This window comes from Paraburkholderia fungorum (assembly GCF_046027215.1).
GTDB lineage: Bacteria > Pseudomonadota > Gammaproteobacteria > Burkholderiales > Burkholderiaceae > Paraburkholderia > Paraburkholderia fungorum_D.
In genome coordinates this window covers 4,003,386-4,029,327 of sequence record NZ_JAQQEN010000001.1, presented here as the reverse complement: position 1 = coordinate 4,029,327, position 25,942 = coordinate 4,003,386, and the positions used below count along the sequence as shown (strand labels likewise).

The window sequence follows — 25,942 nt, the reverse complement described above, 5'->3', positions numbered from 1 at the left end:
CGGGTGATGGCCGATGTGGTCAAGCCAGCGTGGCCGGCCAGCGTGGCCCGGCCAGCGTGGCGCGGCCAACGTGGCTCGGCCAGCGTGGCTCGATCAAACCGACATGCGCCAGAGGGCGATGACGAGCAGCGTAAAAAACGCGGCGACCAGGTCATCGAACATGATGCCAAAGCCACCTTTCAGTCGACGATCGAAATAGCCGATTGGCGGCGGTTTCACCATATCGAAGAAGCGGAACACGATGAACGCCCAGAGCTGCCCGGTCAGCGTAACGGGCGTGACCATCAGCAGCACCAGCCAGAACGCGATGATTTCATCCCACACGACCGGCGACGGATCCTCGGTGCCGAGCTTTTTCGCGGTGAAGCCGCAAATCGCGATGCCGCCGACAAACCCAGCGGCAATCAGCAGGCCCCATTCGATTACGGTCAGGTAACGGCTCAACACGGCGAACGACGCCCACGCGAACAGCGTGCCGATCGTGCCCGGCGCAACCGGCGACAAACCGCTGCCGAAGCCAAGCGACAGAAGGTGCAGCGGATGCGACAGCATGAAGCGCGCCGTAGCGCGGCGCGGCTGAGGGCGCGGTGCTTTGGGCGGCGGGGCGCCGATGAGATCGTCGGCGGAGCCGAGCGGGGGATCAGTCTGCATGGAAGTGATCGAAGCCTTGCAACGTCAAAGTGAGCGGCGCGCCGGCGGCATCTTGCCAGCGAATCGCCGGGCGGTCAGCCGCCGATTGAAGTGCGCTTATTGTACCGATGCGTGTGACGGCCACGTCCACCTCGTGAGCGGCCTTTTCAACCGCCGCGCGCGCCGCGGCCGGCGCCGTGAAGCACAGTTCGTAATCGTCGCCGCCGGCCAGTGTGCAGCGTCGCTGAATATCGGTCGATAGGTGGCGGAGCGCGGCGGAGCGCGGCACGGCGTCGGCATCGACCGTTGCGCCCAGGCTGGAGCGCTCGAGGATGTGCAGCAGGTCGCCGGCGAGTCCGTCGGAGAGGTCGAGCGCCGCGTGGGCGACGCCGCGCAGCGCGAGACCGAGTGCGATGCGCGGCTCCGGACGCTCGAGCGCGCGGCGAAATGTCGCAATGTCGCTGGCATCGGCGGACCACTCGCCGCGCTGCACGCCGAGCCCCGCGCGTGCGTCGCCGAGCGTGCCGGAAATCCAGATGTCGTCGCCCGCTTGCGCGGCGTCACGGCGCAGCGCCATGCGCGGCGGGACGCTGCCGAATACCGTGATACACAGATTGAGCGGGCCGCCGGTCGTATCGCCGCCGATCAACGCGCAGCCAAAGCGCTCCGCGAGCGCAAAGAGTCCCTCGCTGAATGCGGCAAGCCAGGCTTCATCTGCCTGCGGCAAGGAGAACGCCAGCGTGAAGGCCTGCGGCTTCGCGCCCATGGCGGCGAGGTCCGACAGGTTCACGGCGAGCGCCTTGTGGCCGAGCGCTTGCGGATCGACATCGGCGAAGAAGTGGCGGCCTTCAACCAGCATGTCCGTCGATATCGCCAGCATTTCGCCGGCGCGCGGCGCCAGCAGCGCGCAATCGTCGCCGATACCGAGTGTGCCGTCAGCGGCGTTGGACGGCCCGGCCGCAGCGCGGCGCGCGAAAAAACGGTCGATCAGCGAAAACTCGGAGAGCATGGTGGTGATGGGTTATCGGATAAGTGCCGCGAAAAGCCGCTAACTGCGCGCATTGTACGGAGAGGGCGACGGGTAAACACTTGATCCGTGCTCAACGCCGGTTTAACCGCCGATCGACCTGAAGCATGCTGCATCAACCTTTCGCTATGTTTCAGTCGCGGCAGTTGTACCCGTATTGAAGGAATTGGGCCGGCAATTGGGGCTACAATGCCGTCGAACATCTATTCTAATCCGCCCTTCGAAGCCCGCCTTATGTCGACTCCCGCCAATAGCAAACTCCGCGAAGCCGCTCTCGATTATCACGAGTTCCCGACCCCCGGGAAGATCGCCATCGCGCCGACCAAGCAGATGATCAACCAGCGCGACCTCGCGCTGGCGTACTCGCCGGGCGTCGCGTTCGCGTGCGAGGAAATCGTCGAGAATCCGCTGAACGCCGCGCGTTTCACCGCGCGCAGCAATCTCGTCGGCGTCGTCACGAACGGCACCGCGGTGCTGGGTCTGGGCAACATCGGCCCGCTCGCGTCGAAGCCGGTCATGGAGGGCAAGGCCGTCCTGTTCAAGAAGTTCGCCGGCATCGACGTGTTCGATATCGAGCTGAACGAGTCCGATCCGCACAGGCTGGTCGACGTGATCGCCGCGCTGGAGCCGACCTTCGGCGGGATCAACCTCGAAGACATCAAGGCGCCGGACTGCTTTATCGTCGAGCGCGAATGCCGTAAGCGCATGAAGATTCCGGTGTTCCACGACGACCAGCACGGCACCGCCATCGTCGTCGCGGCGGCGATTACCAACGGTTTGAAGGTGGTCGGCAAAGACATCAAGGAGGTCAGGCTGGTCTCGTCCGGCGCGGGCGCGGCGGCGCTGGCCTGTCTGGATCTGCTGGTCGACATTGGCTTGCCGCTCGAAAACATCACCGTCACCGATCTGGCCGGCGTGGTCTACAAGGGTCGTGTCGAGTTGATGGACCCGGACAAGGAACGCTTCGCACGCGAAACCGAAGCCCGCACGCTCGCCGAAGCAATTGGCGGTGCGGACATTTTCCTCGGCCTCTCGGCTGGCGGCGTGCTCAAGCAGGAAATGGTCAGGCAGATGGCGGATAAGCCGCTGATTCTGGCGCTGGCCAATCCGACGCCAGAAATTCTGCCGGAACTGGCGCTGGAAGTGCGTCCGGATGCCGTGCTCTGCACGGGCCGCACCGACTACCCGAACCAGGTGAACAACGTTCTGGTGTTCCCGTTCCTGTTCCGCGGCGCGCTGGATGCGGGCGCGACAACGGTCACGCGTGAAATGGAAATCGCCGCGGTCAACGCGATCGCCGAACTGGCCCGCCAGGAGCAGAGCGACATTGTCGCGACGGCGTATGGCATTCAGGACCTGTCGTTCGGGCCGGAATACCTGATTCCGAAGCCGTTCGATCCGCGCCTGATCGTCAAGGTCGCGCCGGCGGTGGCGAAGGCCGCGATGGATTGCGGCGTCGCCGAGCGTCCGATCGAGGACATGGAAGCGTACGAACAGCATCTGCAGCAGTTCGTGTATCACAGCGGCACGACGATGAAGCCGATCTTCCAGGTGGCGCGCAGCGTCGAGCCGGACAAGAAGCGCATCGTGTTCGCGGAGGGCGAAGAAGAGCGCGTGTTGCGCGCCATGCAGATCATCGTCGACGAAAAGCTGGCCAAGCCGATCCTGATTGGCCGTCCGGCGGTGATCGAGGAGCGTATCGCGCGCTACGGTCTGCGGCTGATCGCGGGTCAGGACTACACGGTGGTCAATACCGATCACGACGAGCGCTTCCGCGACTTCTGGCGGGAATATCACCACATGATGGCGCGCAAAGGCATCAGCCAGCAGATGGCCAAGCTCGAAATGCGACGCCGCACCACGCTGATCGGCGCGATGCTGGTGAAGCGGGGCGAGGCCGACGGCATGATCTGCGGCACAGTCTCCACCACGCATCGTCACCTGCACTTTATCGACCAGGTGATCGGCAAGAAGGAAGGCGCGAAGGTCTACGCCGCGATGAATGCACTGGTGCTGCCGAACCGGCAGATTTTCCTGGTCGACACACACGTGAACGTGGACCCGACGCCGGAACAACTGGCCGAGATCACCATCATGGCCGCTGAGGAAGTGCGTCGCTTTGGTATCGAGCCGAAGGTCGCATTGCTTTCACATTCGAACTTCGGCACGAGCAATGCGCCGACCGCGCAGAAGATGCGCGATACGCTGGCTATCCTGCAGGAGCGCGCGCCGGACCTGCAGGTGGACGGCGAAATGCACGGTGACGTGGCGCTGGACGCGAATCTGCGCCGTGAAGTGCTGCCTGAATCGACGCTGGAAGGCGATGCAAACCTGCTGGTGCTGCCGAATATCGACGCAGCCAACATTTCGTACAACCTGCTGAAGACCGCCGCGGGCAACAACATCGCGATCGGGCCGATGCTGCTGGGCGCGGCCAAGCCGGTTCATGTGCTGACGCCATCGGCGACGGTGCGCCGTATCGTCAACATGACGGCGCTGCTGGTGGCGGATGTGATCGCTGCCCGTTAATTCGGGCAAGCAGACGATGCCTTGGCTGATGAGGCGCCGCGAAAAAAAAAGGCGTGCCCGCAATGGGCACGCCTTTGGGTGAACAGGGGATAGCCACCCAAAAAAGAGGCTGAGTAAAACCATTCCGCCTCCGAGAGACTGCAGCAGGCAGCAGACGGGGCACACCGCAAGGAATGATGGGGCGGCAATGATCTTCCCGCCGCGTGCGGACTGAAGTACCACCCAACGCTTCATCCCGGCTCAGCCCGGGCCGCAACCGACCATTTATTCGGCCGCGCTTGCTTCATTAAGCTAAGTTTAGCTTGTGTAAGCTAAATTTTCTGTCAAAAGTCGTCAAAACCTTTTCGGTAGCCCTTTACGGCGTGATTGAAGGCTTTCGCCTGCTGAGCGAACGTTGATTCCGGGGGGCTTTAGCGATACCCTTACGACTTTCATGGTCGTCAAACTCGTGATCTAACAGCGGGGAACCTTGATTCATGGCACGCAAGTGGCTGCGCAATGGCGTGCTGATCGGTGCTTTGACGCTCTGCGCTTTATCCGGCTCCGTGCCTGGCGCGTTTGCGCGCGACTCCACGGCACCCGCCGGTACAGACGCACAGGTGCAGGGCACTGTTGCGTTGGCGCAGTTGCCACGCGAAGCGGTCAATACATTGAACTTGATTGCCGCAGGCGGGCCTTACCCGTATGAGAAGGACGGCATCGTATTCGGCAATCGCGAACGGTTGCTGCCGCCGCATCGGCGCGGTTATTACCACGAATACACCGTTCCAACGCCTCGCTCACGTAATCGCGGGGCGCGTCGCATCGTCTGCGGAGGTCCGCTGAAGCGAACCGACAACTGTTACTACTCGGACGACCACTACACCAGTTTTAATCGTATTGTTGAATGACATCGGGATGAACGGCATGAGCGACAACGTCTACGCGCACGACTCCGGAGTCGCGACGGATCTTTTCGCGGCCGGCGACGGCAATTTGTTCCAACGCGTCATGCAGATGCGCGCCGGCGGGCAGGGCCACGAAAACCAGAGCGAAGCCAGCACTATGCTTTCTTCGAACGAGGAGCCCATGAGTCTTTTCAAGACCGTACGACCGAACATCGTACAGTCGATCCGCGCATTTCGCGTGCAGGATCTAGCTGACGAAGCCAGTCAACTTGGCCAGCATTTTCTGTATGCGTACTGCGCGAATGCGCAGTCCAAGCAGGAGGTGCTTGAGACGATCGCAACGTCATTCCTGTTTCCGAAACATTTCGGTAAAAATTACGATGCGCTGTACGATTGCCTGACCGATCTGGTCCAGAAAGCCGGCACGCAGCCCGGCTTCGTGATCGTGCTCGACCAGTTGCCGGTCGCGCAAAAATTCGACAAGGAAGGGCGTGAAACCCTGCTGGACGTGTTCCGCGAAGCTGCCGAGTTCTGGGCCGAGCGCAAGGTCGCGTTCCGGGTGTTTTACTCGTTTGCCTGAAATTTGCCTGAACGCTGCTTGTCGCAGTGAAAACAGAAAGGCCCGCTCATTGGCGGGCCTTTGCTTTTGGCGTTCGGATTGGCGTGAGATTTCGCGCCGTGTGCGCAGTGTCACCGTTCGGGATGCCAGTGGTGTGTCACGCCGCGACCCCGTTGTCAGTTACCAGCCGCCCCAACGCGCTGCCAGCGCCGAAAGGACCGCGATCCCCGCGGTTTCGGTTCGCAGCACGCGCGGTCCGAGGCCGACGGCGGTAAAGCCGTGGTCGGTTGCAGCCGCTTCTTCCGTAGCGGAAAAGCCGCCTTCCGGGCCGACCAGCACGGTCACGCGGCCGAACGGCGGCGTGGACGGCAGCGCTGAAAAGCTGATGCTGGCGCGCGGCGACAGCAAAATTCGTAGCTCGCCTTCCTCGGGCGCGCGGGGCAGAGCGCCGAGCCAGGTGGCGATCTCGCGCACCGGCGCGACTTCGGGCAGGCGGTTGCGCCCGCACTGTTCGCACGACGCGCGCACGATGCCTTGCCAGTGAACATGCCGCCGTTGCGCGCGCTCGCCGGAAAGACGCACCACGCTGCGCGTGGTGGTGAGCGGCACGAAACACGAGGCGCCTAACTCCACCGCCTTCTCGATCAGCCAGTCCATCTTGTCACCGCCGGCAATGCCTTGGGCGAGCGTGAGATGGTAGGGCGGTTCAACCTCGATATGGCGGAATTCGTGAATTCTTACCTTGGCCGAGCGGCGCTCGACTTCGACGAGTTCGGCGCTGTATTCGCCGCCTTCGCCGTTGAAAAGCACGATTGAATCGCCCGGCTGCAAACGCAGCACGAGGATGTGACGCGTGACGTCATCCGGAAGCGGCATGATGTCGTCGGGCTTGAGAGGCGTACCGACGAAGAAGCGAGGCATCAGAAAAATACTCATTAGTTCACGAAAGGTGGCGAGCGAGCGCCCAACGGTAGCCGTCCAGATCTTCGACCTGGGCAAACCGGTCGCCCCAGAATTGATCTTGTGGCTCGCTCAGCGATTTTGCGCCGGCGGCGAGCGCCCGCGTGTAAACCGCGTCGACATCGTCGACATAGACATAGAACGATTGCGGCGCAATCGCGCCCGCGCTTTTCGGAGTTTTCGCCGCCGAGCCGAACGCGCCTTCCGGCGCGAACATCACGATCAACTGGCCTTGATAGGTCATCTCGACATGCATGACAACACCGTCATCCTGGACGCTGTCGCGTACCTCAAAGCCGAACGCGGCCTCGAAGAATGCGGTTGTGGCACGCGCGTCGCGCACCGTCAGATAGGGGGTCAACCAGGGCACACCGGCTGGGCGGGAGGCGGTCATGGGTTTCTCCGGATCTATTGGGTTTGCGGGACGCATGCTACGGGCCAGGCGAACAGCGGGCGCACCGGACTCTCCGAAACGCGCGCGCCGACTGAACCGCGCATTTTGCCCCTGCGTTATCTTGCTGGCTTTAAGAATTGACTTAGTTTATCGCGCACGGACTGAGATGCCGAGAACAGTGCGGCGTGCGTGGGTGCGTCGTAGTGTTTTAGCGAGTCGATTCCGCGGGCGGTGAGGCGGTGGGCGACGTTTTCGGTGGTGAGCGCGGCGGGGTCGAGGGCGTCGCTCGCGGCTGCCATCATCCAGAGGGAGCCGTACAGCGGGATGAAGGTGTTCATGGTGCGCACGATCGCGAACGCGCCGTGCAAATCGTCGAGCAGGCCGGCGATGCGTTCAGCATGAAAATACGGCGAGCCAAGATGCACGGTAAGTGTCGCGGACGGGCTCATCACCTGTTTAAGTTGGGCGTAAAAGTCCGGCGTGTACAGGCCAGCCGCCGGCGAGTCTGGCGGCGTCAGGTCGAAGATGACCAGATCGAACCGCGCGGGCGATGCGGTATCGATGAGATGCGCCACGTAATGCGCGGCGTCGCCGATCACCAGTTCGACGCGTGGATTGTCGAAAGCACCACCATGCACCTCCGCCAGATGCTCGCGTGTCAGGCGCACGACCTCGGCATCGAGCTCCGCCACCACGATCCGCTCGATACCTGGGTGCTTCAGCAACTGCCGGGCGGCGCCGCCGTCGCCGCCACCCAGCACGAGCGCGGCCGCCGGCCCGGGATGCGTCAGCGCGGCCGGGTGCACCATGCATTCGTGATAGATGAACTCGTCGCCAGTGGCGGTCATCGGGCGGCCGTCGAGCGTGAAGAGCCGGCCAAGCTGCGGCGTGTCCCATACCTCGATGTGCTGATAGGGCGAGACGACGCTTGCGAGCCGGCGCGCGTTCGGAAATCCGTAGGTGGCGTTGGGACTCGGCTGGAACAGCAGGGGAGCGCTCACAGGTGGCGGGCTCCGTGCGGAGCGCGGTGGGTGGGTGTTGCGCAATTGTAAAGGCCCAGGCGGCGCGCGGCTTCGGCTCTCACGCGAGCCAAGGCGACAAGGGGGCACCGAGCAGGCGTGTCGCGCGGGAGGCGGCTAACGTTCTGTTAGAATGTCACGCTTTCAGCCTTGTCCGTTTGCTCTGCCCGTTTCGCGTCTACAGGCGCCGCATCGTGCGCCGAAGCGGATTGGCATTCGAGCATCCGGGCCTTAGGCGCGTACCGCCTTCTGACTCTGTCTCCGGACTCGACATGACGACCCCGTCTCCCGCACCCACCTCCCTGATGGCCAACGCAATCCGCGCGTTGTCCATGGATGCCGTTCAAAAAGCGAACTCCGGCCACCCCGGCATGCCGATGGGCATGGCCGAAATCGGCGTGGCGTTGTGGTCGCGCCATCTGCGCCACAACCCGAAGAACCCGCAATGGGCCGATCGCGACCGTTTCGTTCTGTCGAACGGCCACGGCTCGATGCTGCTGTACTCGCTGCTGCATCTGACCGGCTACGATCTGCCGATGGAAGAGCTGAAGAACTTCCGTCAAATGCACTCCAAAACGCCGGGCCACCCGGAATACGGCATCACGGCGGGCGTTGAAACCACCACGGGCCCGCTCGGCCAGGGTCTCGCCAACGCCGTCGGCATGGCGCTCGCCGAGTCGTTGCTCGCCACCGAATTCAACAAGCCTGACGCGAAGATCGTCGACCACCACACGTATGTGTTCGTCGGCGACGGCTGCCTGATGGAAGGCATCTCGCACGAAGCCTGCTCGCTCGCGGGCGTGCTGAAGCTGAACAAGCTGATCGCGTTCTACGACGACAACGGCATCTCGATCGACGGCGAAGTGGTCCACTGGTTCCACGACAACACGCCGAAGCGCTTCGAAGCGTACGGCTGGAACGTGATCCCGAACGTGGTCGGCCATGACGTCGACGCGGTGGACGCCGCGATCAAGCAAGCCAAGCTGTCTGACAAGCCCACGCTGATCTGCTGCAAGACGGTGATCGGCGAAGGCGCGCCGACCAAGTCCGGCAGTCACGATTCGCACGGCTCGCCGCTCGGCGACAAGGAAATCGCGGCCACGCGTGAAGCGATCGGCTGGAAGTGGGAGCCGTTCGTGATCCCGCAGGAAGTCTACGCGTCATGGGACGCGAAGGAAGCCGGCGCACGCAACGAATCCGACTGGGACAAGGCATTCGCAGCTTACGCAGCCAAATACCCGCAGGAAGCCGCTGAATTCACGCGCCGCAACGCGAAGCAACTGCCCGCGGACTGGAAGGAAAAGGCCCAGGCCATCATCGCCGGCGCCAACGAACGTGCGGAAACGGTTGCTACGCGCAAGGCGTCGCAACAGGCAATTGAAGGTTTGTCGGCTGTACTGCCTGAACTGCTCGGCGGTTCCGCCGATCTGACCGGTTCGAACCTGACCAACTGGAAGGCCGCCAAGCCGGTGCGTGTGAACGCTGAAGGCAAGGCAGCCGGCAACTACGTGAACTACGGCGTGCGCGAGTTCGGCATGAGCGCCGCCATCAACGGCCTCGCGCTGCATGGCGGCTTCAAGGCATTCGGCGGCACGTTCCTGACGTTCTCGGACTACAGCCGCAACGCATTGCGCGTCGCCGCGCTGATGAAAGCGCCGTCGATCTTCGTGTTCACGCACGACTCGATCGGCCTCGGCGAAGACGGCCCGACTCACCAGTCGATCGAACACGTCGCGAGCCTGCGGCTGATCCCGAATCTGCAAGTGTGGCGCCCGGCCGATACGGTCGAAACCGCGGTGGCCTGGACCCACGCGGTCGAGCACCATGGCCCGTCGTGCCTGATCTTCAGCCGCCAGAACCTGCCGTTCTCGGAGCGCACCGACGCGCAGATCGCCAACATCGACAAGGGCGGTTATGTGCTGCGCGACTGGAACGACGAGATCGTCGCGCGCAAGATCATCCTGATCGCCACGGGTTCGGAAATCGAACTGGCGTTGAAGGCGGTCGAACCGTTGGCGCGTGAGGGCATCGCGGCACGCGTCGTGTCGATGCCGTCCACCACCGTGTTCGACAGGCAGGACGCGGATTACCGTGAACGCGTGCTGCCGCATGGCGTGCGCCGCGTCGCGATCGAAGCGGGCGTCACCGATTTCTGGCGCAAGTATGTGGGTCTGGAAGGCGGCGTGGTCGGAATCGACACGTTCGGCGAATCAGCCCCGGCAGGCGTGCTGTTCAAGCATTTTGGCTTCACCGTCGAGCACGTGGTAGAGACGGCTAAAGCCGCACTCGGCTGATCACAGGCAAGCGTTGTCGCAGGCGTGCGAACGCGCGGCAACGCTGCCAGTCAGACGAACCTGGACGTATTTTTTTCAGCCATCAGGAGATAGACCATGACGATTCGCGTCGCAATCAACGGCTACGGCCGGATCGGCCGCAACACGCTGCGCGCCTTCTATGAAAACGGCAAGAAGCACGATATCGAAATCGTCGCCATCAACGATCTCGGCGATGCCAAGACCAACGCTCACCTGACGCAATACGACACGGCGCACGGCAAGTTCCCGGGCGAAGTGTCGGTGGACGGCGACTATCTGGTTGTCAACGGCGACAAGATCCGTGTGCTGGCTAACCGCAACCCGGCAGAACTGCCGTGGGGCGAGCTGAACGTCGACGTCGTGCTGGAATGCACGGGCTTTTTCACAACCAAGGAAAAGGCGAGCGCGCACATCAAGGGCGGCGCAAAGAAGGTGATCATCTCGGCGCCGGGCGGTAAGGACGTCGACGCAACGATCGTCTACGGCGTGAACCACCATGTGCTGAAGGCATCGGATACGGTGATCTCGAACGCATCGTGCACGACCAACTGCCTCGCACCGCTGGTCAAGCCGCTGAACGACAAGATCGGCCTCGTGAACGGTTTGATGACCACGATCCACGCGTACACGAACGACCAGGTTCTGACGGACGTGTACCACGAAGATCTGCGCCGCGCGCGCTCGGCCACGCACAGCCAGATCCCGACCAAGACCGGCGCTGCGTCGGCGGTCGGCCTGGTGCTGCCGGAACTGAACGGCAAGCTGGACGGCTACGCCATCCGCGTCCCGACCATCAACGTGTCGGTTGTCGACCTGTCGTTCATCGCCGCGCGCGACACGACGGTTGAAGAAGTCAACGCGATCATGAAGGAAGCGTCGGAAGGCTCGCTGAAGGGTATCCTCGGCTACAACGAAGCGCCGCTGGTTTCGATCGACTTCAACCACAACCCGGCTTCGTCGACGTTCGACGCTACGCTGACCAAGGTGTCGGGCCGTCTGGTGAAGGTGTCGAGCTGGTACGACAACGAGTGGGGCTTCTCGAACCGCATGCTGGACACGGCTGTGGCGCTGGCCAACGCGAAGTAAGCAGTCTGCTTCGCTGCGCCCTGCAGCCTGTCTGGCTGGCAGGGCCCAAAAAAAGCCGCTCTTCGGAGCGGCTTTTTTACGCCTGTGGCGTCGGGAAATACACGCCGGCGCGCTGCGCGGCGTTCGAGATATGGGTTTCGATCGACTTGCCAGCCGCGACGGAGTCGCGCGCCGTGAGCGCGTCCAGAATCGCGCGGTGCTCGTTGTACGTGGACAGCACCAGTTCGCGCCGGTAGAAGGGCAGCCGCTGGCTTTCCTTCATGATTTCCGCGCTGCTGCTCAGAATCGATTCAATCGCCGCGTTGCCGGCAATGCTTACGATCCGCATGTGAAAGTCATAGTCGAGGCGGGCCGCTTCGTCGAGCTCGTCGCAAGCGAGTGCTTCCTGCATCGCCGCGATGTTGCCTTCGAACCAGGCGAGGTCGGCTTCGCTCACGGCCAGCGCCGCCATTCGCGCGATAAAGCCCTCAAGCGCGAAACGCATCTGATAAGTGTCCGGCAGCGACGACTGCGCCGCAAACCGCCACGATTGCGCGGCCACGGCCTGCGCGCTTTCCACGTAGACGCCCTTGCCGGGGCGAATCATCAGCAGGCCGAGCGCTTCAAGCGTGGACAGCGCCTCGCGCAACGACGCGCGGCTGATCGCCAGTTCTTCGGACAGCTGACGTTGCGCCGGCAGCAGACTGCCCACCGGATAAACGCCAGCCTCGATCCGTTCGCGGATCGTCGCGATGGCGGCATCAGTGACGGTGTGCGGGACGTTTTTCATCGTGTCTCACTTGAGGGGCGCGGTCTGACCAGTATTGTAATACGCGTTCTGAGCGCTCGTGCGGATGCCTGATCGAAGTGGGTAATCCGGCCCTGAAACGGCGCAAAACGAGCGGGTAAACACCGTGGCTGGAATCCTTGACGCCAGTATATCGGCTTCCTACTATTCACCATAACAGCACTGGTCGGACCAGTCTGAACAGATGTGAATCGTAACCAGGAGGAAGCCGTGTTGAAATTCTTCAATTCACTGTTTGGCCGGGTTGTTATCGCGCTGGTGGCGGGTATCGTCGTCGGCGCGCTGTTCCCGCATTTCGCCCAATCGTTGCGGCCACTCGGCGACGGTTTCCTCAAGCTGATCAAGATGGTGATCGGTCCGATCGTCTTCTGCGTGGTCGTGAGCGGCATGGCGCATGCCGGCGATCTGCGCAAGGTCGGCCGAGTCGGCCTGAAAGCGGTGGTTTACTTCGAGGTGATGACAACCATCGCGCTCGTCATTGGCGCGATACTGGCCTACGCCACGCGGCCGGGTGTCGGCATGAACATCGATCTGCACTCGCTGGATCCCGCATCGCTCGCGACCTACACCGAACACGCGAAGAGCCTGAAGGACACGGCCGGCTTCCTGCTGAAGATCATTCCCGACACGGCGATCAACGCGTTCGCAACCGGCGACATCCTGCAGATCCTCGTGTTCTCGGTGCTGTTCGGCTCGGCGCTGTCGCTGCTCGGCAATAAGGCGCAGCGCGTAAGCAGCCTGATCGACGAACTCTCGCAGGTGTTTTTCCGCGTGATGGGCTTCATCATCAAGCTCGCGCCACTCGGCGTGCTCGGCGCGATTGCGTTCACCACCGGCACCTACGGCGTCGAGTCGCTCAAGCAACTGGGCATGCTGGTGCTGGTGTTCTACGCGAGCTGCTTCGTGTTCGTGGCGCTCGTGCTGGGCATCGTGATGCGTCTGGCGGGCTTCAGCATCTTCAAACTGATCCGCTATCTGCGTGAGGAACTGTCGATCGTGCTCGGCACGGCCTCGTCCGATGCGGTGCTGCCGCAGATCATGCGCAAGCTCGAATGGATGGGCGTCAAGGATTCGACCGTCGGTCTCGTGATTCCGACCGGCTATTCGTTCAATCTCGACGGCTTCTCCATCTATCTGACACTTGCGGTGATCTTCATCGCGCAGGCCACCAACACGCCGTTGTCGATACACGACCTGATCGTGGTGGTGCTGGTGTCGCTGGTGACCTCGAAGGGCGCGCACGGCATTCCCGGTTCGGCGATCGTGATCCTGGCCGCGACGCTGTCCGCGATTCCGGCGATTCCCGTGCTCGGTCTCGTGCTGATCCTGCCGGTCGACTGGTTCGTCGGCATTGCCCGGGCGCTGACCAACCTGATCGGCAATTGCGTCGCAACGGTCGTGGTGGCCGTGTGGGAGAACGATATCGACCGGGCGCGCGCTCATCGCGTGTTGAACCTCGACGCCGCGCTGCGCTACGTGCCGGCCGGGGAAAACACCGGTATTGAGCTCACCGCAGGCGAACACGCCCCGGCCGTCTGATTCTGTCCGCGCCCACACGGCGCGCTTCCTGCGCCGGCCGGAGTGTTGAATCCGCCGGCTTCCTCTCTTTTTTCGACGACTGACCGAGACCATGGCTAATCCGATCCTCGACCCGAACGCTCCCGCTTTTACCCGTCGCTACATGAACCTCGCCGATCCGCGTCTTGGCGCGAAGGCGCTCCACGCCAGCGACGAGTTCTTCGCGCCGAAAGAGCGCATGCTCGAACCGCAGCCGGCGGTGTTCATCCCTGGTAAATACGACGACCACGGCAAGTGGATGGATGGTTGGGAAACCCGCCGCAAGCGCACTACCGGCCACGACTACTGCGTGATCCGGCTCGCCCGGCCAGGCGTTGTGTATGGCGTCGATATGGACACGAGCCACTTCACCGGCAACTTCCCGCCGGCGGCTTCGATTGACGCGTGTTACGTGGACGGCGACACGCCGCCGGATAACGCCGACTGGCAACCGCTCGTACCCGCGACCACGCTGCAGGGCAACCAGCACCATTACGTCGAAGTGAACGACGCACGGGCCTTCACGCATCTGCGCGTGAATCTGTTTCCGGACGGCGGCCTCGCGCGTTTGCGTGTGTACGGGCAGCCCAAGCGCGACTGGGAGCGTGTCGAACGCGGCACGCTGCTCGATCTCGCGGCGATCGAAAACGGCGCGTACCTCGTCGCGGCGAACAATCAGCATTTCGGTCCGGCCTCGCAGATACTGATGCCGGGGCGGGGCGTCAACATGGGCGACGGCTGGGAAACCCGACGCCGCCGTGAGCCGGGCAACGACTGGGCGATCGTCGCGCTCGCGCGTCCCGGCGTGATCCGCAAGATCGAAGTCGATACGGCGCACTTCAAGGGCAATTTCCCGGACCGCTGTTCGCTGCAGGCGGCCTCGGTAACGGGCGGCACGGACGATTCCCTCATCACGCAGGCGATGTTCTGGCCGGTGCTGCTCGGCGAACAGAAGCTGCAGATGGACCACGTGCATACCTTCGCGGACGGCCTCGCCGCGCTTGGCCCGGTCACGCATGTGCGTTTCAATATCTTCCCGGACGGCGGCGTGTCGCGCCTGCGCCTGTGGGGCGAAATCGCGTAACGGAGCTTCGATGAAAACCTTGCAGATAGAGCGACTGACGCGCGCGGCCTTCGTGCCGTTCGGCGATGTAATCGAGCTGGACGGCGCGCGCCATTTTCCGATCAATGGTGGGACGACCGAGCGCTATCACGACCTCGCCACTGTCGACGTGACGGAGAAGGGCGGACGCACGCTGATCAACCTGTTTCGCGCGCAGCCCCGTTCGCTGCCGGTGGACATCACGATGATGGAGCGGCATCCGCTGGGTAGTCAGGCTTTCATTCCGCTGACCGGTCAACGGTATCTGGTGGTCGTTGCGCCAGCGGGCGAGTTCGATCCCACGCGCATGCGCGCCTTCTGGAGCGACGGCTGGCAGGGCGTGAACTATGCGAAAGGCGTCTGGCACCATCCGCTGCTGGCGCTCGATCAGGTCAGCGATTTTGTCGTGGTGGACCGTGGCGGCGATCAGCCTAATTGCGACGAATTGTGGTTATCCGAGCCGTGGCGGCTGGCGTTCGAGGCAGACGTCGAACGGGCGGCGTAGGGTTGCACGCGCGCTGCACACGCGCTGCACGCGCGGCTCGGGCTGCGTGGCGCAAAAAAAGACCCGGCCGATTGACACCGGCCGGGTCTTTTCGCGTTTGCCTGCCGGACCGCGTACCCCAACGCGGCCGGCATCGCACTCATTCAACACTAGTGCTTGCGATGCGGGCAATTTTCCTTGGTGCATACGCCATACAGCGCCAGCGCGTGTTCCTGCAGCTTGAAGCCGCGTTCCTTCGCGATGGATTGCTGACGGCTTTCGATTTCGGTGTCGAAAAACTCTTCGACGAGACCGCAATCGAGGCACACCAGATGGTCGTGATGCGACCCTTCGTTCAGCTCGAATACCGCCTTGCCCGATTCGAAGTTGCTGCGCGAGAGCAGGCCAGCCTGCTCGAACTGCGTGAGCACGCGATACACGGTTGCGAGACCGATATCGAGTTCCTCGTGCAGCAGGTTGCGATAGACGTCTTCTGCGGTCAGATGGCGCACCGGGCTATGCTGGAAAATCTCAAGGATTTTGAGGCGCGGTAGGGTCGCCTTGAGCCCGATATTCTTGAGATCGGTTGGATTGGTCATGACAAGGGATCCCTAGAGTACAATGCTGGGCTCTCATAGTAATGTGTTTTTGCCGTTCTCTGGTCATCTTCGATGGAATGAAACTCGCGCGGCTCGTCAGCGGGCCCGCACGGTGAGTGAAATGATTTCAAAATCTCAATTGATCTACCGGGGGAGCCGCATGCGGGGTACCTTGATCGCTGTTGCGACTGTCGCGGTTCTTGCCGGATGTTCCACTTACGACAGCCTGACACAGCGCATTGCCCAAAGCGTTACGCCGTACCGGATCACGGTGGTGCAAGGCAATTTCGTCTCGAAAGAAGCCGCTGCGCAGATGCAGGTCGGTTTGTCGCGCGCGCAGGTCAAGCAGTTGCTCGGCACGCCGCTCCTGACTGATATATTCCACGCGGACCGCTGGGATTACGTGTTCTATTTCAAGCGCGGCTCGACTAGCGTCGTGCAACAGCGCGACTTTGTGGTCATGTTTGCGGGCGACCGCGTCGCCAGCTGGACGGGCGGCGACGATCTCCCGTCCAACCTCGAACTGCTGGCGGAAATCGACGGCGACAAGGGCGGCAAGAAGGCCGCCGTGCCGACCGTAGCAAGCGCTGCGGCGGGTGCCAGCGCGCCCGTGGCCGCGGAGCCGACCGTAATGGATACCACACGCTCGCCGACTGCCGACGCTGCGGCCGCGGCGGCATTGCCGTCCACGGACGCCAACGCCGAAGCCGCGCAGGCCGCCAATCGCCTGACCAATGCGGTTCAGGCGCCGTCGGGCAATGCGCAGTCGTCGGTGCGTTCCACCGCGCCGACCGCCAACGGCGGCGGTATTCCGCAGCAAGGCCCGACCTCCGCCGGCCAGCCGCAGTTCCAGTTCCACCGTCCGCCGCCGCCGCAAGTCCCGGGTACGCAGGACAATCCGGTGGGACCGACGGGTCCGCAAAGCAACAACGACAGTCCCACGCATAACGCGCCGCTGACCTCTTCTTCGACAACTTCGGGAACGGGCGGCTAATCGCGCTGTCCGTGTCTTAAGACGCGGCGCGGCGCGCGGGCAATGTACCGTACGCAGCGCCTGTCGGGCTTTCTGCTTGTTCTGTACGCGCGGCGCCCGGCGCACTGCCTGCCGCCGCCGCTTTTGCCCGCCTTTGCCGGGTTGTGCCTTTTCGAACCCTCGTAGCCATGAAAATTGCCATTGCTGGCGCATCGGGCCGTATGGGCCGGATGCTCATCGAAACCGTTCTCAATGATGCCGACGCCACACTGTCGGGCGCGCTCGACCGTGTGGGCTCCCCGCAGCTCGGTCAGGATGCCGGCGCGTTTCTCGGCAAACAGACGGGTGTCGTGCTGACGGACGACATCGAACGCGTGTTCGCCGAATCGGACTACCTGATCGATTTCACGCGCCCCGAGGGCACGTTGATGCATCTGGAAGCCGCGCAGCGCCACAACGTGAAAATGGTGATCGGCACGACCGGTTTCGACAACGAGCAGAAGGCACAGCTGCGCGCCGCGGCCGACAAGATCGCCATCATGTTCGCGTCGAACATGAGCGTGGGCGTGAACGTCACGCTGAAGCTGCTGGAATATGCCGCAAAGCATTTCGCAACCGGCTACGACATCGAAATCATCGAGGCGCATCATCGCCATAAGGTCGACGCGCCGTCCGGCACGGCGTTGACCATGGGCGAGGTGATCGCCAACGCGCTCGGCCGTAATCTCGAAGACTGCGCGGTCTATAGCCGTGAAGGCGTGACGGGCGAGCGCGATCCGTCCACGATCGGCTTTTCCGCGATTCGCGGCGGCGATATCGTCGGCGACCATACGGTGCTGTTCGCGGGCATCGGCGAGCGCATCGAAATTACGCACAAATCGGCAAGCCGCCTCTCATACGCGCAAGGCGCGCTGCGTGCAGTGCGCTTCCTCGAAGGCCACAAGACCGGCTTCTTCGACATGCAGGACGTGCTCGGCCTGCGCTAAGCGTGTGTCAGGGTCCGTCGCGGACCCTGTGCGTCCCTGTAATCACTTTCCCATGGCGAGGTCAGATGGCGGGCAGCGGCATCATCCATTACCTGCAAACCAGTGACGCGATCACGCATGGCGTGGCGTACCTGCTGCTGGCTATGTCGATTGCGAGCTGGTGCTTTCTGATCGTCAAGAGCTGGATTCTGGGGCGCGCCAAGCGTCAGGCTGCACGGGCGATCGCGCAGTTCTGGCAAGCGTCCACGCTGGCGGACGGCGTCGCGGCGATCAAACGGGTGGATCGCGAGCGTGTGTTCACGCCGCTCGCCGAAGCCGCGCTGCATGCGGCCGAGGTGGACATTCCGGGCGCGCTGCTCGCGCGCGTCGAGCGCAGCGAACGGGTATTGCGGGCGCTGCGGCAGGCGCTCAGCGCGTCGCAGCGGCGGCTCGAATTCGGCCAGGTGCTGCTGGCCTCGGTGGGTAGCACGGCGCCGTTTGTGGGTTTGCTGGGCACCGTTTGGGGCATCTACCACGCGCTCGGCAGTATCGCGGCGAGCGGTCAGGCGATGATCGAGAACGTCGCGGGGCCCGTCGGCGAGGCGCTCATCATGACCGCCTTCGGTCTCGTGGTCGCGATTCCTGCGGTGCTTGCCTATAACGTGCTGGGGCGTCTGGTGCGGCAGTTGTCGGAAGAGCTCGACGGCTTCGCACACGATCTGCACGCCTACGTGTGCGCGCCGGTCGACGAGCCGCAGCGCAAGCCGCAGCAGGTTCCCGCGGGCCATGAGCGCTAAACGCGCCGCTTAAGGTAATTAAGGTAAAGGAGTCGACATGGCATTCGGTGGACTCGAAAAAAGGCAGACGGCCGCGCCGATGGCCGAGATCAACATGACGCCGTTGATCGACGTGATGCTGGTGCTGCTGGTGATTTTTATCATTACCGCACCCTTATTCACGCACGCGATCCGGCTCGATCTGCCGAAGGTCGCCGCAGCGCCCGCACGGCAAACGCCGCAAACCATTTCCCTTTCCATAGACGCCGCCGGCAAGCTGTACTGGAACGGCAACCTGATCACGCTCCAGCAGATGCGCGCGCAATTCGCGCAAGCGGGCAAACAGGCCGACCAGCCGGAGATCCACCTGCGCGCCGAGCGCTCGACGCGTTACGAAGTCATCGCTCAGGTCATGGGCGCGGCGCAGCAGGCCGGGCTCGAGCGGATCGGCTTCGTGACGGACCCGCCGCCGCCGGGCGCGCGCCAGTAGGTTTCATCCCGCGCGTGCCGGTCGAACCCCGGCACCGCGCCACGCGGCGTACCCGTCCGCGAACGGTATAATCAGCCCTTTCCCCCGCAGATGGGGAAACGACGCCATTTCATCCAGCAGAGCACCAAAGCGGCCGGTGCGAAAGCACCGAACCCAGCGATCCCATCACACCATGCACGAAAAATACGTTCCCTCCGACGTCGAATCCGCCGCGCAAGGGCAATGGCGCGCCATCGACGCGTACAAGACGACGGAAACCTCCGACAAGCCCAAGTACTATTGCGTCTCGATGTTGCCGTACCCGTCGGGCAAGCTGCACATGGGTCACGTACGCAACTACACGATCAACGACGTGATGTACCGCTATCTGCGGATGAACGGCTACAACGTGCTGATGCCGATGGGTTGGGACGCGTTCGGCATGCCCGCGGAAAACGCCGCGATGGCCAACAACGTGCCGCCGGCCAAATGGACCTACGACAACATCGCTTACATGAAGAAGCAGATGCAGTCGATGGGCCTTGCGATCGACTGGTCGCGTGAAGTCGCCACCTGCAGCCCGGACTACTACAAGTGGAACCAGTGGCTGTTCCTGAAGATGCTCGAAAAGGGTATCGCGTACAAGAAAACCGGCACCGTCAACTGGGATCCGGTCGATCAGACCGTGCTCGCCAACGAGCAGGTAATCGACGGCCGCGGCTGGCGCTCGGGCGCGCTGGTCGAAAAGCGTGAAATTCCGATGTACTACATGCGTATCACGCAGTACGCGGATGAACTGCTGAACGATCTCGACGGCCTCGGCTGGCCCGAGCGCGTCAAGATCATGCAGCAGAACTGGATCGGCAAGAGCTTCGGCGTGAACTTCGGTTTCCCGTACGAAATCGACGGCGAACAGAAGCTGCTGCGCGTGTTCACCACGCGCGCCGACACGATTATGGGCGTGACTTTCTGCGCGATCGCCGCGGAACATCCGCTCGCCACGCGCCTCGCGCAAGACAAGCCGGAACTGCAGGCCTTTATCGAAGAATGCAAGCGCGGCGGTGTCGCTGAAGCCGACGTCGCGACGATGGAAAAGAAAGGCATGGGCACAGGTTTCTACGTCACGCATCCGCTGACGCAGGAACAGGTCGAAGTGTGGATCGGCAACTACGTGCTGATGAGCTACGGCGAAGGCGCGGTGATGGGCGTGCCGGCGCACGACGAGCGCGACTTCGCGTTCGTGAAGAAATACGGTCTGCCGATCAGGCAGGTGGTGGCGATTGAAGGCAAGGAGTTCTCCACCGAAGCGTGGCAGGAATGGTATGGCGAGAAGGAAGGCGGCGTCTGCATCAACAGCGACAAGTACGACGGTCTGAACTACACGCAGGCGGTGGACGCGATTGCCGCGGACCTGAAGCAACTCGGCCTCGGCGACAAGCAGATCACGTGGCGTCTGCGTGACTGGGGCGTATCGCGCCAGCGTTATTGGGGCACGCCGATTCCGATCATCCATTGCCCGACCTGCGGCGACGTGCCGGTGCCGGAACAAGACCTGCCGGTGGTGCTGCCGGAAGACCTCGTGCCGGACGGCACGGGCAATCCGCTCGCGAAGTCGGAAGCGTTCGTGAACTGCACCTGCCCGACCTGCGGCGGCGCGGCGAAACGCGAAACCGATACGATGGATACCTTCGTCGATTCGTCGTGGTACTTCTACCGCTATGCGTCGCCGGACGCGAAGACCATGGTCGACGAGCGCACTGATTACTGGGCGCCGATGGACCAATACATCGGCGGTATCGAACACGCGATTCTGCACCTGTTGTACTCGCGCTTCTGGGCCAAGGTGATGCGCGACCTCGGTCTGGTCAACTTCGGCGAGCCGGCCAGGAACCTGCTCACCCAGGGCATGGTGCTCAACGAGACCTACTACCGCGAAAGCGAAGCGGGCAAGAAGACCTGGTACAACCCGGCCGACGTCACGGTGTCGTTCGACGACAAAGGCCGCCCGGTCGGCGCGGTGCTGAACGCGGACGGCCAGCCGGTGGTGCTCGGCGGCGTCGAGAAGATGTCGAAGTCGAAGAACAACGGCGTCGATCCGCAACTGCTGATCGATCAGCATGGCGCGGACACGGCGCGTCTGTTCGTGATGTTCGCCGCACCGCCCGAGCAGCAGCTCGAATGGTCCGGTTCGGGCGTGGAAGGCGCGAGCCGCTTCCTGCGCCGCGTGTGGAGCTTCGGTCAGGCGAACGAAGCCGCGCTGCGCGCAGGCGGCAAATTCGACGCCGCGCAACTCGGCGATACCGACAAGGCATTGCGCCGCGAGATCTATAGCGTGCTGAAGCAGGCTGACTTCGACTATCAGCGTTTGCAGTACAACACGGTGGTGTCGGCGGCCATGAAAATGCTCAACGCGCTCGACAGCGCGAAGGGTGCACAACCGGCCGTGTTGCGCGAAACGTATAGCGTGATGCTGCGCGTGCTGTACCCGGTCGTGCCGCACATGACGTTCCAGTTGTGGCAGGAACTCGGTTACGCCGACGAATTCGGTTCGTTGCTCGACGCCGCGTGGCCGAAGGTCGACGAACAGGCGCTGGAGCAGGCCGAAATCGAACTCGTGCTGCAGGTGAACGGCAAGGTGCGCGGCGCGTTGACGGTGGCGAAAGACGCTTCGCGCGAAGCGATCGAACAGCTCGCCGCCGCTCATGAGGCGGTTGGGAAGTTCAGCGAAGGCAAGGCGCCCAAGAAAATCATCGTGGTGCCGGGCCGCCTCGTGAACGTGGTCGTTTGACGGCGCACACAAACATGACAGCAGACGAGCGTCGCCGCATGCGGCTGCGCTCGTCTCTCGCTGCGCAATCTACTGCGAACCAGGAGCCAATGTGACTCGCAGATCGTTTTTGACGCTGGCTTGCAGCGTGCTGATGTTGTCCGCCTGTGGCTTTCAGCTGCGCGGTCAGCAGGATTACGCGTTCAAACGCCTGTATGTCGCCGGTGGGTCGGCCCCCGCCAACGCGCGGCTGACCCGTATCGTGCAAGGCGGCAGCGATACGGTGGTGGTCAATTCGATCGCGAATGCTGACGCGACGCTGCAGCTTAGCGAAGGGCGCGGTCTGAGCACGCTGACGCTGAACTCGCTGGGTGTCGTCGAGGAATATCAAATCAATCTGACCTTGACCTACAGCCTCGTCGGCAAGGACGGCACGGTGCTGATTCCGTCGAGCGTGATCGCGTTGAATCGGGCGATGACCTATAGCGATCAGTTCTCGCAGGCCAAGATTGCCGAAGCCGACATCCTGTACGCGGATATGGAAAGCGATGCGGTCGACCAGCTCACGCGCCGTCTGTCGATCGTGAAGTCGTTGCATCCGGGCCCGGGGCAGCAGGTGCCGGCCGTCGCGCCGATGGCGCCGTTGCCGCCGCCGCCGCTGTGAGCGGCGTGCTGTGTCTACTTTGCTGCACTTATTCAACTTCGCTGATCGGTAGCCATGCAACTGCGACTTGACGCGCTCGAAGCGCATCTCGCCAAAGGTCTCGCCGGACTGTACGTCGTGTACGGCGACGAGCACTTGCTCGCGCAGGAAGCGTGCGACCGGATTCGCGCGACGGCGCGGGCGGCTGGCTTTACCGACCGCTCGGTGTTTACCGTCGAGCGTGGCTTCGACTGGAGTTCGCTGCTGGGCGCGAGCCAGTCGATGTCTCTGTTCGGCGACCGGCAACTGGTCGAACTGCGTATTCCATCGGGCAAGCCCGGCAAGGAAGGCGCGGACGCGCTGAAAGCGCTCGCTGCCGCCGTCAATGATGACGTGTTGACCATGATCACGCTGCCGCGCCTCGACGCGGCCACGCAGAAGTCGGCATGGTTCACGGCGTTGGGCGATGCCGGCGTGGCGCTGAAGATCGATCCGGTGGAGCGCGCGCAGTTGCCGAACTGGGTCGGCCAGCGTCTCGCGGCGCAAGGCCAGCGGGTGACCGCCGGGGAAGAAGGGCGGCGCGCGCTGGCGTTCATCGCTGAGCGTGTGGAAGGCAATCTGCTGGCCGCGCATCAGGAGATCCAGAAGCTTGGGTTGCTGTATCCCGCGGGTTCGTTGAGCTTCGAACAGGTTCAGGACGCCGTGTTGAACGTCGCGCGTTATGACGTTTTCAAGCTGAACGAAGCGATGCTGGCGGGCGATGTCGGCCGCTTGTCACGGATGCTCGATGGCCTGCGCGGCGAAGGCGAGGCCGCGGTGCTGGTGTTGTGGGCGGTGGTCGAAGAAGTGCGCACGCTGTTGCGGATCAAGCGTGGCGTCGCGGCGGGCAAGCCGCTGGCGATGCTGGTGCGCGAGAACCGTGTGTGGGGCCCGCGCGAGCGGCTGATTGGGCCGGCGCTGTCCCGTGTCACTGAAGGCGCGCTGGAGAAGGCGCTCGCTTTGGCCGCGCGGCTGGATCGGCAGGTGAAGGGCTTGTCGGGCGGCACGCCGGGCAATCATCGCAACGACCCGCCACCCGATCCGTGGGACGGCCTGTTCGAACTGGCCATGACGGTGGCTTCGCCGAAAGCCGCGCCGGTGCCGCCGCCACGACCTCGTAGCGCGCCTGCTGCGCCGGCACGAAGGCCAGTCTGATCGGCCACGCTCGGGCGACCCGGTAACGCCGATTGGGCTATCGGGCAGCGGCGGGATCGTGAGCGCCCATAGCGTGACGCTGCCGCGTAGCGGCTTCATTCAAGGCGCGCCAGATCCGAGTTCGATGGGGACACGTGCCGTCGCGGCAAGCAAAGCCCCTGTACCCGATTTACAATCGTTTGATGTTTCGCTAATTCTGCCTGTCCGCCGCACCTCGACGTGCGCGGCGCTATGAGACTCACCATGGATATCGACCAGTACATGACCGACCTCGGCCGCCGCGCCCGTCACGCTTCGCGTGCGATGGCGCGGGCCTCGACGGCGGCGAAGAATGCCGCGCTCGCGGCTGTTGCTCACGCAATCGAACGCGACGCCGCCTTGCTGAAAGACGCGAATGCGCGCGACGTGGCACGTGCCCGCCACAAAGGTCTCGATGCCGCGTTCATCGACCGCTTGACGCTGTCGGATAAGGCGCTGAAGACGATGGTCGAAGGATTGCGGCAAGTCGCTGCGCTGGCTGATCCGATCGGCGAGATCAGCAATCTGAAATACCGGCCGAGCGGCATCCAGGTTGGCCAGATGCGCGTGCCGCTCGGCGTGATCGGCATCATCTACGAATCGCGCCCGAACGTGACGATCGACGCCGCGGCGCTGTGCCTGAAGTCCGGCAATGCGACCATTTTGCGCGGCGGTTCCGAAGCGCTCGAATGCAACACCGCATTGGCGAAGCTGATCGGCGAAGGGCTCGAAGCCGCCGGTTTGCCGCAAGACGCCGTGCAGGTGGTGGCGACGTCGGATCGCGCCGCGGTCGGCAAGCTGATCACGATGACCGAATTCGTCGACGTCATCGTGCCGCGTGGCGGCAAGAGCCTGATCGAGCGGCTGATGAACGAAGCGCGCGTGCCGATGATCAAGCACCTCGACGGCATCTGCCACGTGTATGTGGACGATCGCGCGGATCTGACCAAGGCGCTGACTGTGTGCGACAACGCGAAGACGCACCGCTACGGCACCTGCAACACGATGGAAACGCTGCTGGTGGCGCGCGGTATCGCGGCTGAGGTGCTGCCGCCTTTGGGCAAGCTGTACCGTGGCAAGGAAGTCGAGCTGCGTGTGGATGCGGCGGCGCGTGCCGTGTTGACGGATGCGGGCGTGGGTCCGCTCGTCGATGCGACCGAAGAAGATTGGCGCACCGAATATCTGGCGCCGGTGCTCGCGATCAAAGTGGTTGACGACCTCGACGCGGCGATCGACCACATCAACACCTACAGCTCGCAACATACGGACGCGATCGTCACCGAAGACCACGACCGCGCGATGCGCTTCCTGCGCGAAGTGGATTCGGCGAGTGTGATGGTCAACGCGTCGACGCGTTTCGCGGATGGCTTCGAGTTCGGTCTGGGCGCGGAAATCGGCATCTCGAACGACAAGCTGCACGCGCGCGGTCCGGTGGGGCTGGAAGGGCTGACGTCGCTCAAGTACGTCGTGCTGGGCCACGGTGAAGGCCGGCAATAAACACATAACGACGGTAGCGCTGAAACACGCGGCTGCGCAATGCAGCCGCACTCGCTCACCCGACCCACATCCTCACCAATCGCACACGAACAGGTACCGCTGATGCTTTGGGTAAAGACGTTTCACATCGTTCTGGTTGCATCATGGTTTGCCGGCCTGTTCTATCTGCCGCGCATCTTCGTCAATCTGGCGATGGAAACGGAGCCCGTCGCGGTCAAGCGGCTCTTGATCATGGCTCGCAAGCTGTTCCGCTTCATGACCTTCATTGCCGTGCCGGCGCTCGCCTGCGGATTGTGGCTGTGGCTGGCGGTGGGCATCGGCAGCGGGCAGGGCTGGATTCACGCGAAGGTCGGCGTCGTGGTGCTGCTGCTGATTTACCACGCGTATTGCGGCGTGCTGCTGCGGACCTTTGAGCGCGGCGAGAATCGTCGCACGGACAAGTGGTATCGGATGTTCAACGAGTTGCCGGTGCTGGGGATGCTGGCGGCGGTGGCGTTGGTGGTGATCAAGCCGTTTTAGGAGGCGCGCACGTCGTCGCGTTGCGTCGCGTTGCCGCGTCGACAGGTTCGGGTTGCGGGCTTCGGTTTGGAGAAGGGCGGTTTGCTGGATTCGGCAAACCGCCCTTTTTTTGCCTCTTCCTCCGCACGTCTGTATTTCAATGGATCGAATCGCCCAAGGGAACCTTCCCATCGGGCGCTCACAGAA

24 protein-coding genes are annotated in these 25,942 nt (G+C 63.2%); 17 read left to right on the top strand and 7 right to left on the bottom strand.

Annotation, left to right across the window (positions count from 1 at the left end):
• Positions 1–93: 93 nt before the first annotated feature.
• Entirely contained in the window at positions 94–651 is a 558-nt protein-coding gene (locus PQR27_RS18010) for a phosphatidylglycerophosphatase A family protein (RefSeq protein WP_408524911.1), read from the bottom strand.
• On the bottom strand, positions 641–1,639 hold the full coding sequence (gene thiL / locus PQR27_RS18005) for a thiamine-phosphate kinase (RefSeq protein ID WP_408524910.1): 999 nt from the start codon (positions 1,637–1,639) through the stop codon (positions 641–643). Before thiL ends, PQR27_RS18010 begins: the two co-directional genes overlap by 11 nt.
• A gap of 207 nt (positions 1,640–1,846) precedes the next feature.
• Here thiL and PQR27_RS18000 point away from each other — a divergent pair, with 207 nt between their 5' ends.
• The 3 genes from PQR27_RS18000 (at position 1,847) to PQR27_RS17990 (ending at position 5,653) form a co-directional block, all read left to right on the top strand.
• On the top strand, positions 1,847–4,186 hold the full coding sequence (locus tag PQR27_RS18000; protein ID WP_408524909.1) for an NADP-dependent malic enzyme: 2,340 nt from the start codon (positions 1,847–1,849) through the stop codon (positions 4,184–4,186).
• Between the two features lie 476 nt (positions 4,187–4,662).
• The gene (locus PQR27_RS17995) at positions 4,663–5,076 is read left to right on the top strand and encodes a ribonuclease (protein ID WP_408524908.1); all 414 of its coding nucleotides are present in this window, start codon (positions 4,663–4,665) and stop codon (positions 5,074–5,076) included.
• Positions 5,077–5,092: 16 nt separating this feature from the next.
• A complete protein-coding gene (locus PQR27_RS17990; RefSeq protein ID WP_408524907.1) occupies positions 5,093–5,653 on the top strand; it encodes a barstar family protein in 561 nt (186 codons plus the stop codon).
• Between the two features lie 159 nt (positions 5,654–5,812).
• On the opposite strand, the gene PQR27_RS17985 is transcribed toward PQR27_RS17990, so the two are convergent.
• The 3 genes from PQR27_RS17985 to speE form a co-directional block, all read right to left on the bottom strand.
• Positions 5,813–6,553 carry a 16S rRNA (uracil(1498)-N(3))-methyltransferase gene (locus PQR27_RS17985; protein ID WP_408524906.1) on the bottom strand — a complete coding sequence of 247 codons (741 nt, stop codon included), beginning with the start codon at positions 6,551–6,553 and terminating at the stop codon, positions 5,813–5,815.
• Positions 6,554–6,572: 19 nt separating this feature from the next.
• The gene (locus PQR27_RS17980; RefSeq protein WP_408524905.1) at positions 6,573–6,986 is read right to left on the bottom strand and encodes a VOC family protein; all 414 of its coding nucleotides are present in this window, start codon (positions 6,984–6,986) and stop codon (positions 6,573–6,575) included.
• Positions 6,987–7,102: 116 nt separating this feature from the next.
• Entirely contained in the window at positions 7,103–7,987 is an 885-nt protein-coding gene (speE, locus tag PQR27_RS17975) for a polyamine aminopropyltransferase (RefSeq protein ID WP_408524904.1), read from the bottom strand.
• A 290-nt stretch (positions 7,988–8,277) separates the two neighbouring features.
• Here speE and tkt point away from each other — a divergent pair, with 290 nt between their 5' ends.
• Entirely contained in the window at positions 8,278–10,299 is a 2,022-nt protein-coding gene (gene tkt, locus PQR27_RS17970) for a transketolase (protein ID WP_408524903.1), read from the top strand.
• Positions 10,300–10,395: 96 nt separating this feature from the next.
• Entirely contained in the window at positions 10,396–11,406 is a 1,011-nt protein-coding gene (gap, locus tag PQR27_RS17965; RefSeq protein ID WP_035548635.1) for a type I glyceraldehyde-3-phosphate dehydrogenase, read from the top strand.
• A 76-nt stretch (positions 11,407–11,482) separates the two neighbouring features.
• Here gap and PQR27_RS17960 read toward each other — a convergent pair whose 3' ends face one another.
• Positions 11,483–12,175: a FadR/GntR family transcriptional regulator gene (locus PQR27_RS17960; protein WP_408524902.1), complete on the bottom strand. Its 693-nt coding sequence runs from the start codon at positions 12,173–12,175 to the stop codon at positions 11,483–11,485.
• A gap of 228 nt (positions 12,176–12,403) precedes the next feature.
• On the opposite strand from PQR27_RS17960, the gene PQR27_RS17955 reads away from it, so the two are divergent.
• The 3 genes from PQR27_RS17955 to PQR27_RS17945 all read left to right on the top strand — a co-directional run bounded on the left by PQR27_RS17955 (position 12,404) and on the right by PQR27_RS17945 (position 15,357).
• Positions 12,404–13,732, top strand: coding sequence for a C4-dicarboxylate transporter DctA (locus PQR27_RS17955; protein ID WP_408524901.1), 1,329 nt, complete (start codon positions 12,404–12,406; stop codon positions 13,730–13,732).
• A 91-nt stretch (positions 13,733–13,823) separates the two neighbouring features.
• A complete protein-coding gene (alc, locus tag PQR27_RS17950; RefSeq protein ID WP_408524900.1) occupies positions 13,824–14,834 on the top strand; it encodes an allantoicase in 1,011 nt (336 codons plus the stop codon).
• A gap of 10 nt (positions 14,835–14,844) precedes the next feature.
• On the top strand, positions 14,845–15,357 hold the full coding sequence (locus PQR27_RS17945) for an ureidoglycolate lyase (RefSeq protein WP_408524899.1): 513 nt from the start codon (positions 14,845–14,847) through the stop codon (positions 15,355–15,357).
• 149 nt (positions 15,358–15,506) lie between these two features.
• On the opposite strand, the gene fur is transcribed toward PQR27_RS17945, so the two are convergent.
• Positions 15,507–15,935 carry a ferric iron uptake transcriptional regulator gene (fur, locus tag PQR27_RS17940; protein WP_408524898.1) on the bottom strand — a complete coding sequence of 143 codons (429 nt, stop codon included), beginning with the start codon at positions 15,933–15,935 and terminating at the stop codon, positions 15,507–15,509.
• A gap of 160 nt (positions 15,936–16,095) precedes the next feature.
• On the opposite strand from fur, the gene PQR27_RS17935 reads away from it, so the two are divergent.
• The 9 genes from PQR27_RS17935 to PQR27_RS17895 all read left to right on the top strand — a co-directional run bounded on the left by PQR27_RS17935 (position 16,096) and on the right by PQR27_RS17895 (position 25,756).
• Positions 16,096–16,929 carry an outer membrane protein assembly factor BamE gene (locus tag PQR27_RS17935; RefSeq protein ID WP_408525516.1) on the top strand — a complete coding sequence of 278 codons (834 nt, stop codon included), beginning with the start codon at positions 16,096–16,098 and terminating at the stop codon, positions 16,927–16,929.
• A 167-nt stretch (positions 16,930–17,096) separates the two neighbouring features.
• On the top strand, positions 17,097–17,894 hold the full coding sequence (gene dapB, locus PQR27_RS17930) for a 4-hydroxy-tetrahydrodipicolinate reductase (RefSeq protein WP_408524897.1): 798 nt from the start codon (positions 17,097–17,099) through the stop codon (positions 17,892–17,894).
• A gap of 65 nt (positions 17,895–17,959) precedes the next feature.
• Positions 17,960–18,670, top strand: a complete 711-nt coding sequence (locus PQR27_RS17925; RefSeq protein ID WP_408524896.1) for a MotA/TolQ/ExbB proton channel family protein — start codon at positions 17,960–17,962, stop codon at positions 18,668–18,670.
• Between the two features lie 37 nt (positions 18,671–18,707).
• Entirely contained in the window at positions 18,708–19,139 is a 432-nt protein-coding gene (locus PQR27_RS17920) for an ExbD/TolR family protein (protein ID WP_408524895.1), read from the top strand.
• 172 nt (positions 19,140–19,311) lie between these two features.
• Entirely contained in the window at positions 19,312–21,906 is a 2,595-nt protein-coding gene (gene leuS, locus PQR27_RS17915; protein WP_408524894.1) for a leucine--tRNA ligase, read from the top strand.
• Positions 21,907–21,997: 91 nt separating this feature from the next.
• Entirely contained in the window at positions 21,998–22,549 is a 552-nt protein-coding gene (locus PQR27_RS17910; RefSeq protein ID WP_408524893.1) for an LPS-assembly lipoprotein LptE, read from the top strand.
• Positions 22,550–22,603: 54 nt separating this feature from the next.
• Positions 22,604–23,722 (top strand): DNA polymerase III subunit delta, encoded by a 1,119-nt coding sequence (gene holA / locus PQR27_RS17905; protein ID WP_408524892.1) that lies wholly within the window; start codon positions 22,604–22,606, stop codon positions 23,720–23,722.
• Positions 23,723–23,965: 243 nt separating this feature from the next.
• The gene (locus tag PQR27_RS17900; protein ID WP_408524891.1) at positions 23,966–25,237 is read left to right on the top strand and encodes a glutamate-5-semialdehyde dehydrogenase; all 1,272 of its coding nucleotides are present in this window, start codon (positions 23,966–23,968) and stop codon (positions 25,235–25,237) included.
• 102 nt (positions 25,238–25,339) lie between these two features.
• Positions 25,340–25,756 carry a CopD family protein gene (locus PQR27_RS17895; RefSeq protein WP_408524890.1) on the top strand — a complete coding sequence of 139 codons (417 nt, stop codon included), beginning with the start codon at positions 25,340–25,342 and terminating at the stop codon, positions 25,754–25,756.
• The last annotated feature ends 186 nt before the right edge of the window (positions 25,757–25,942 follow it).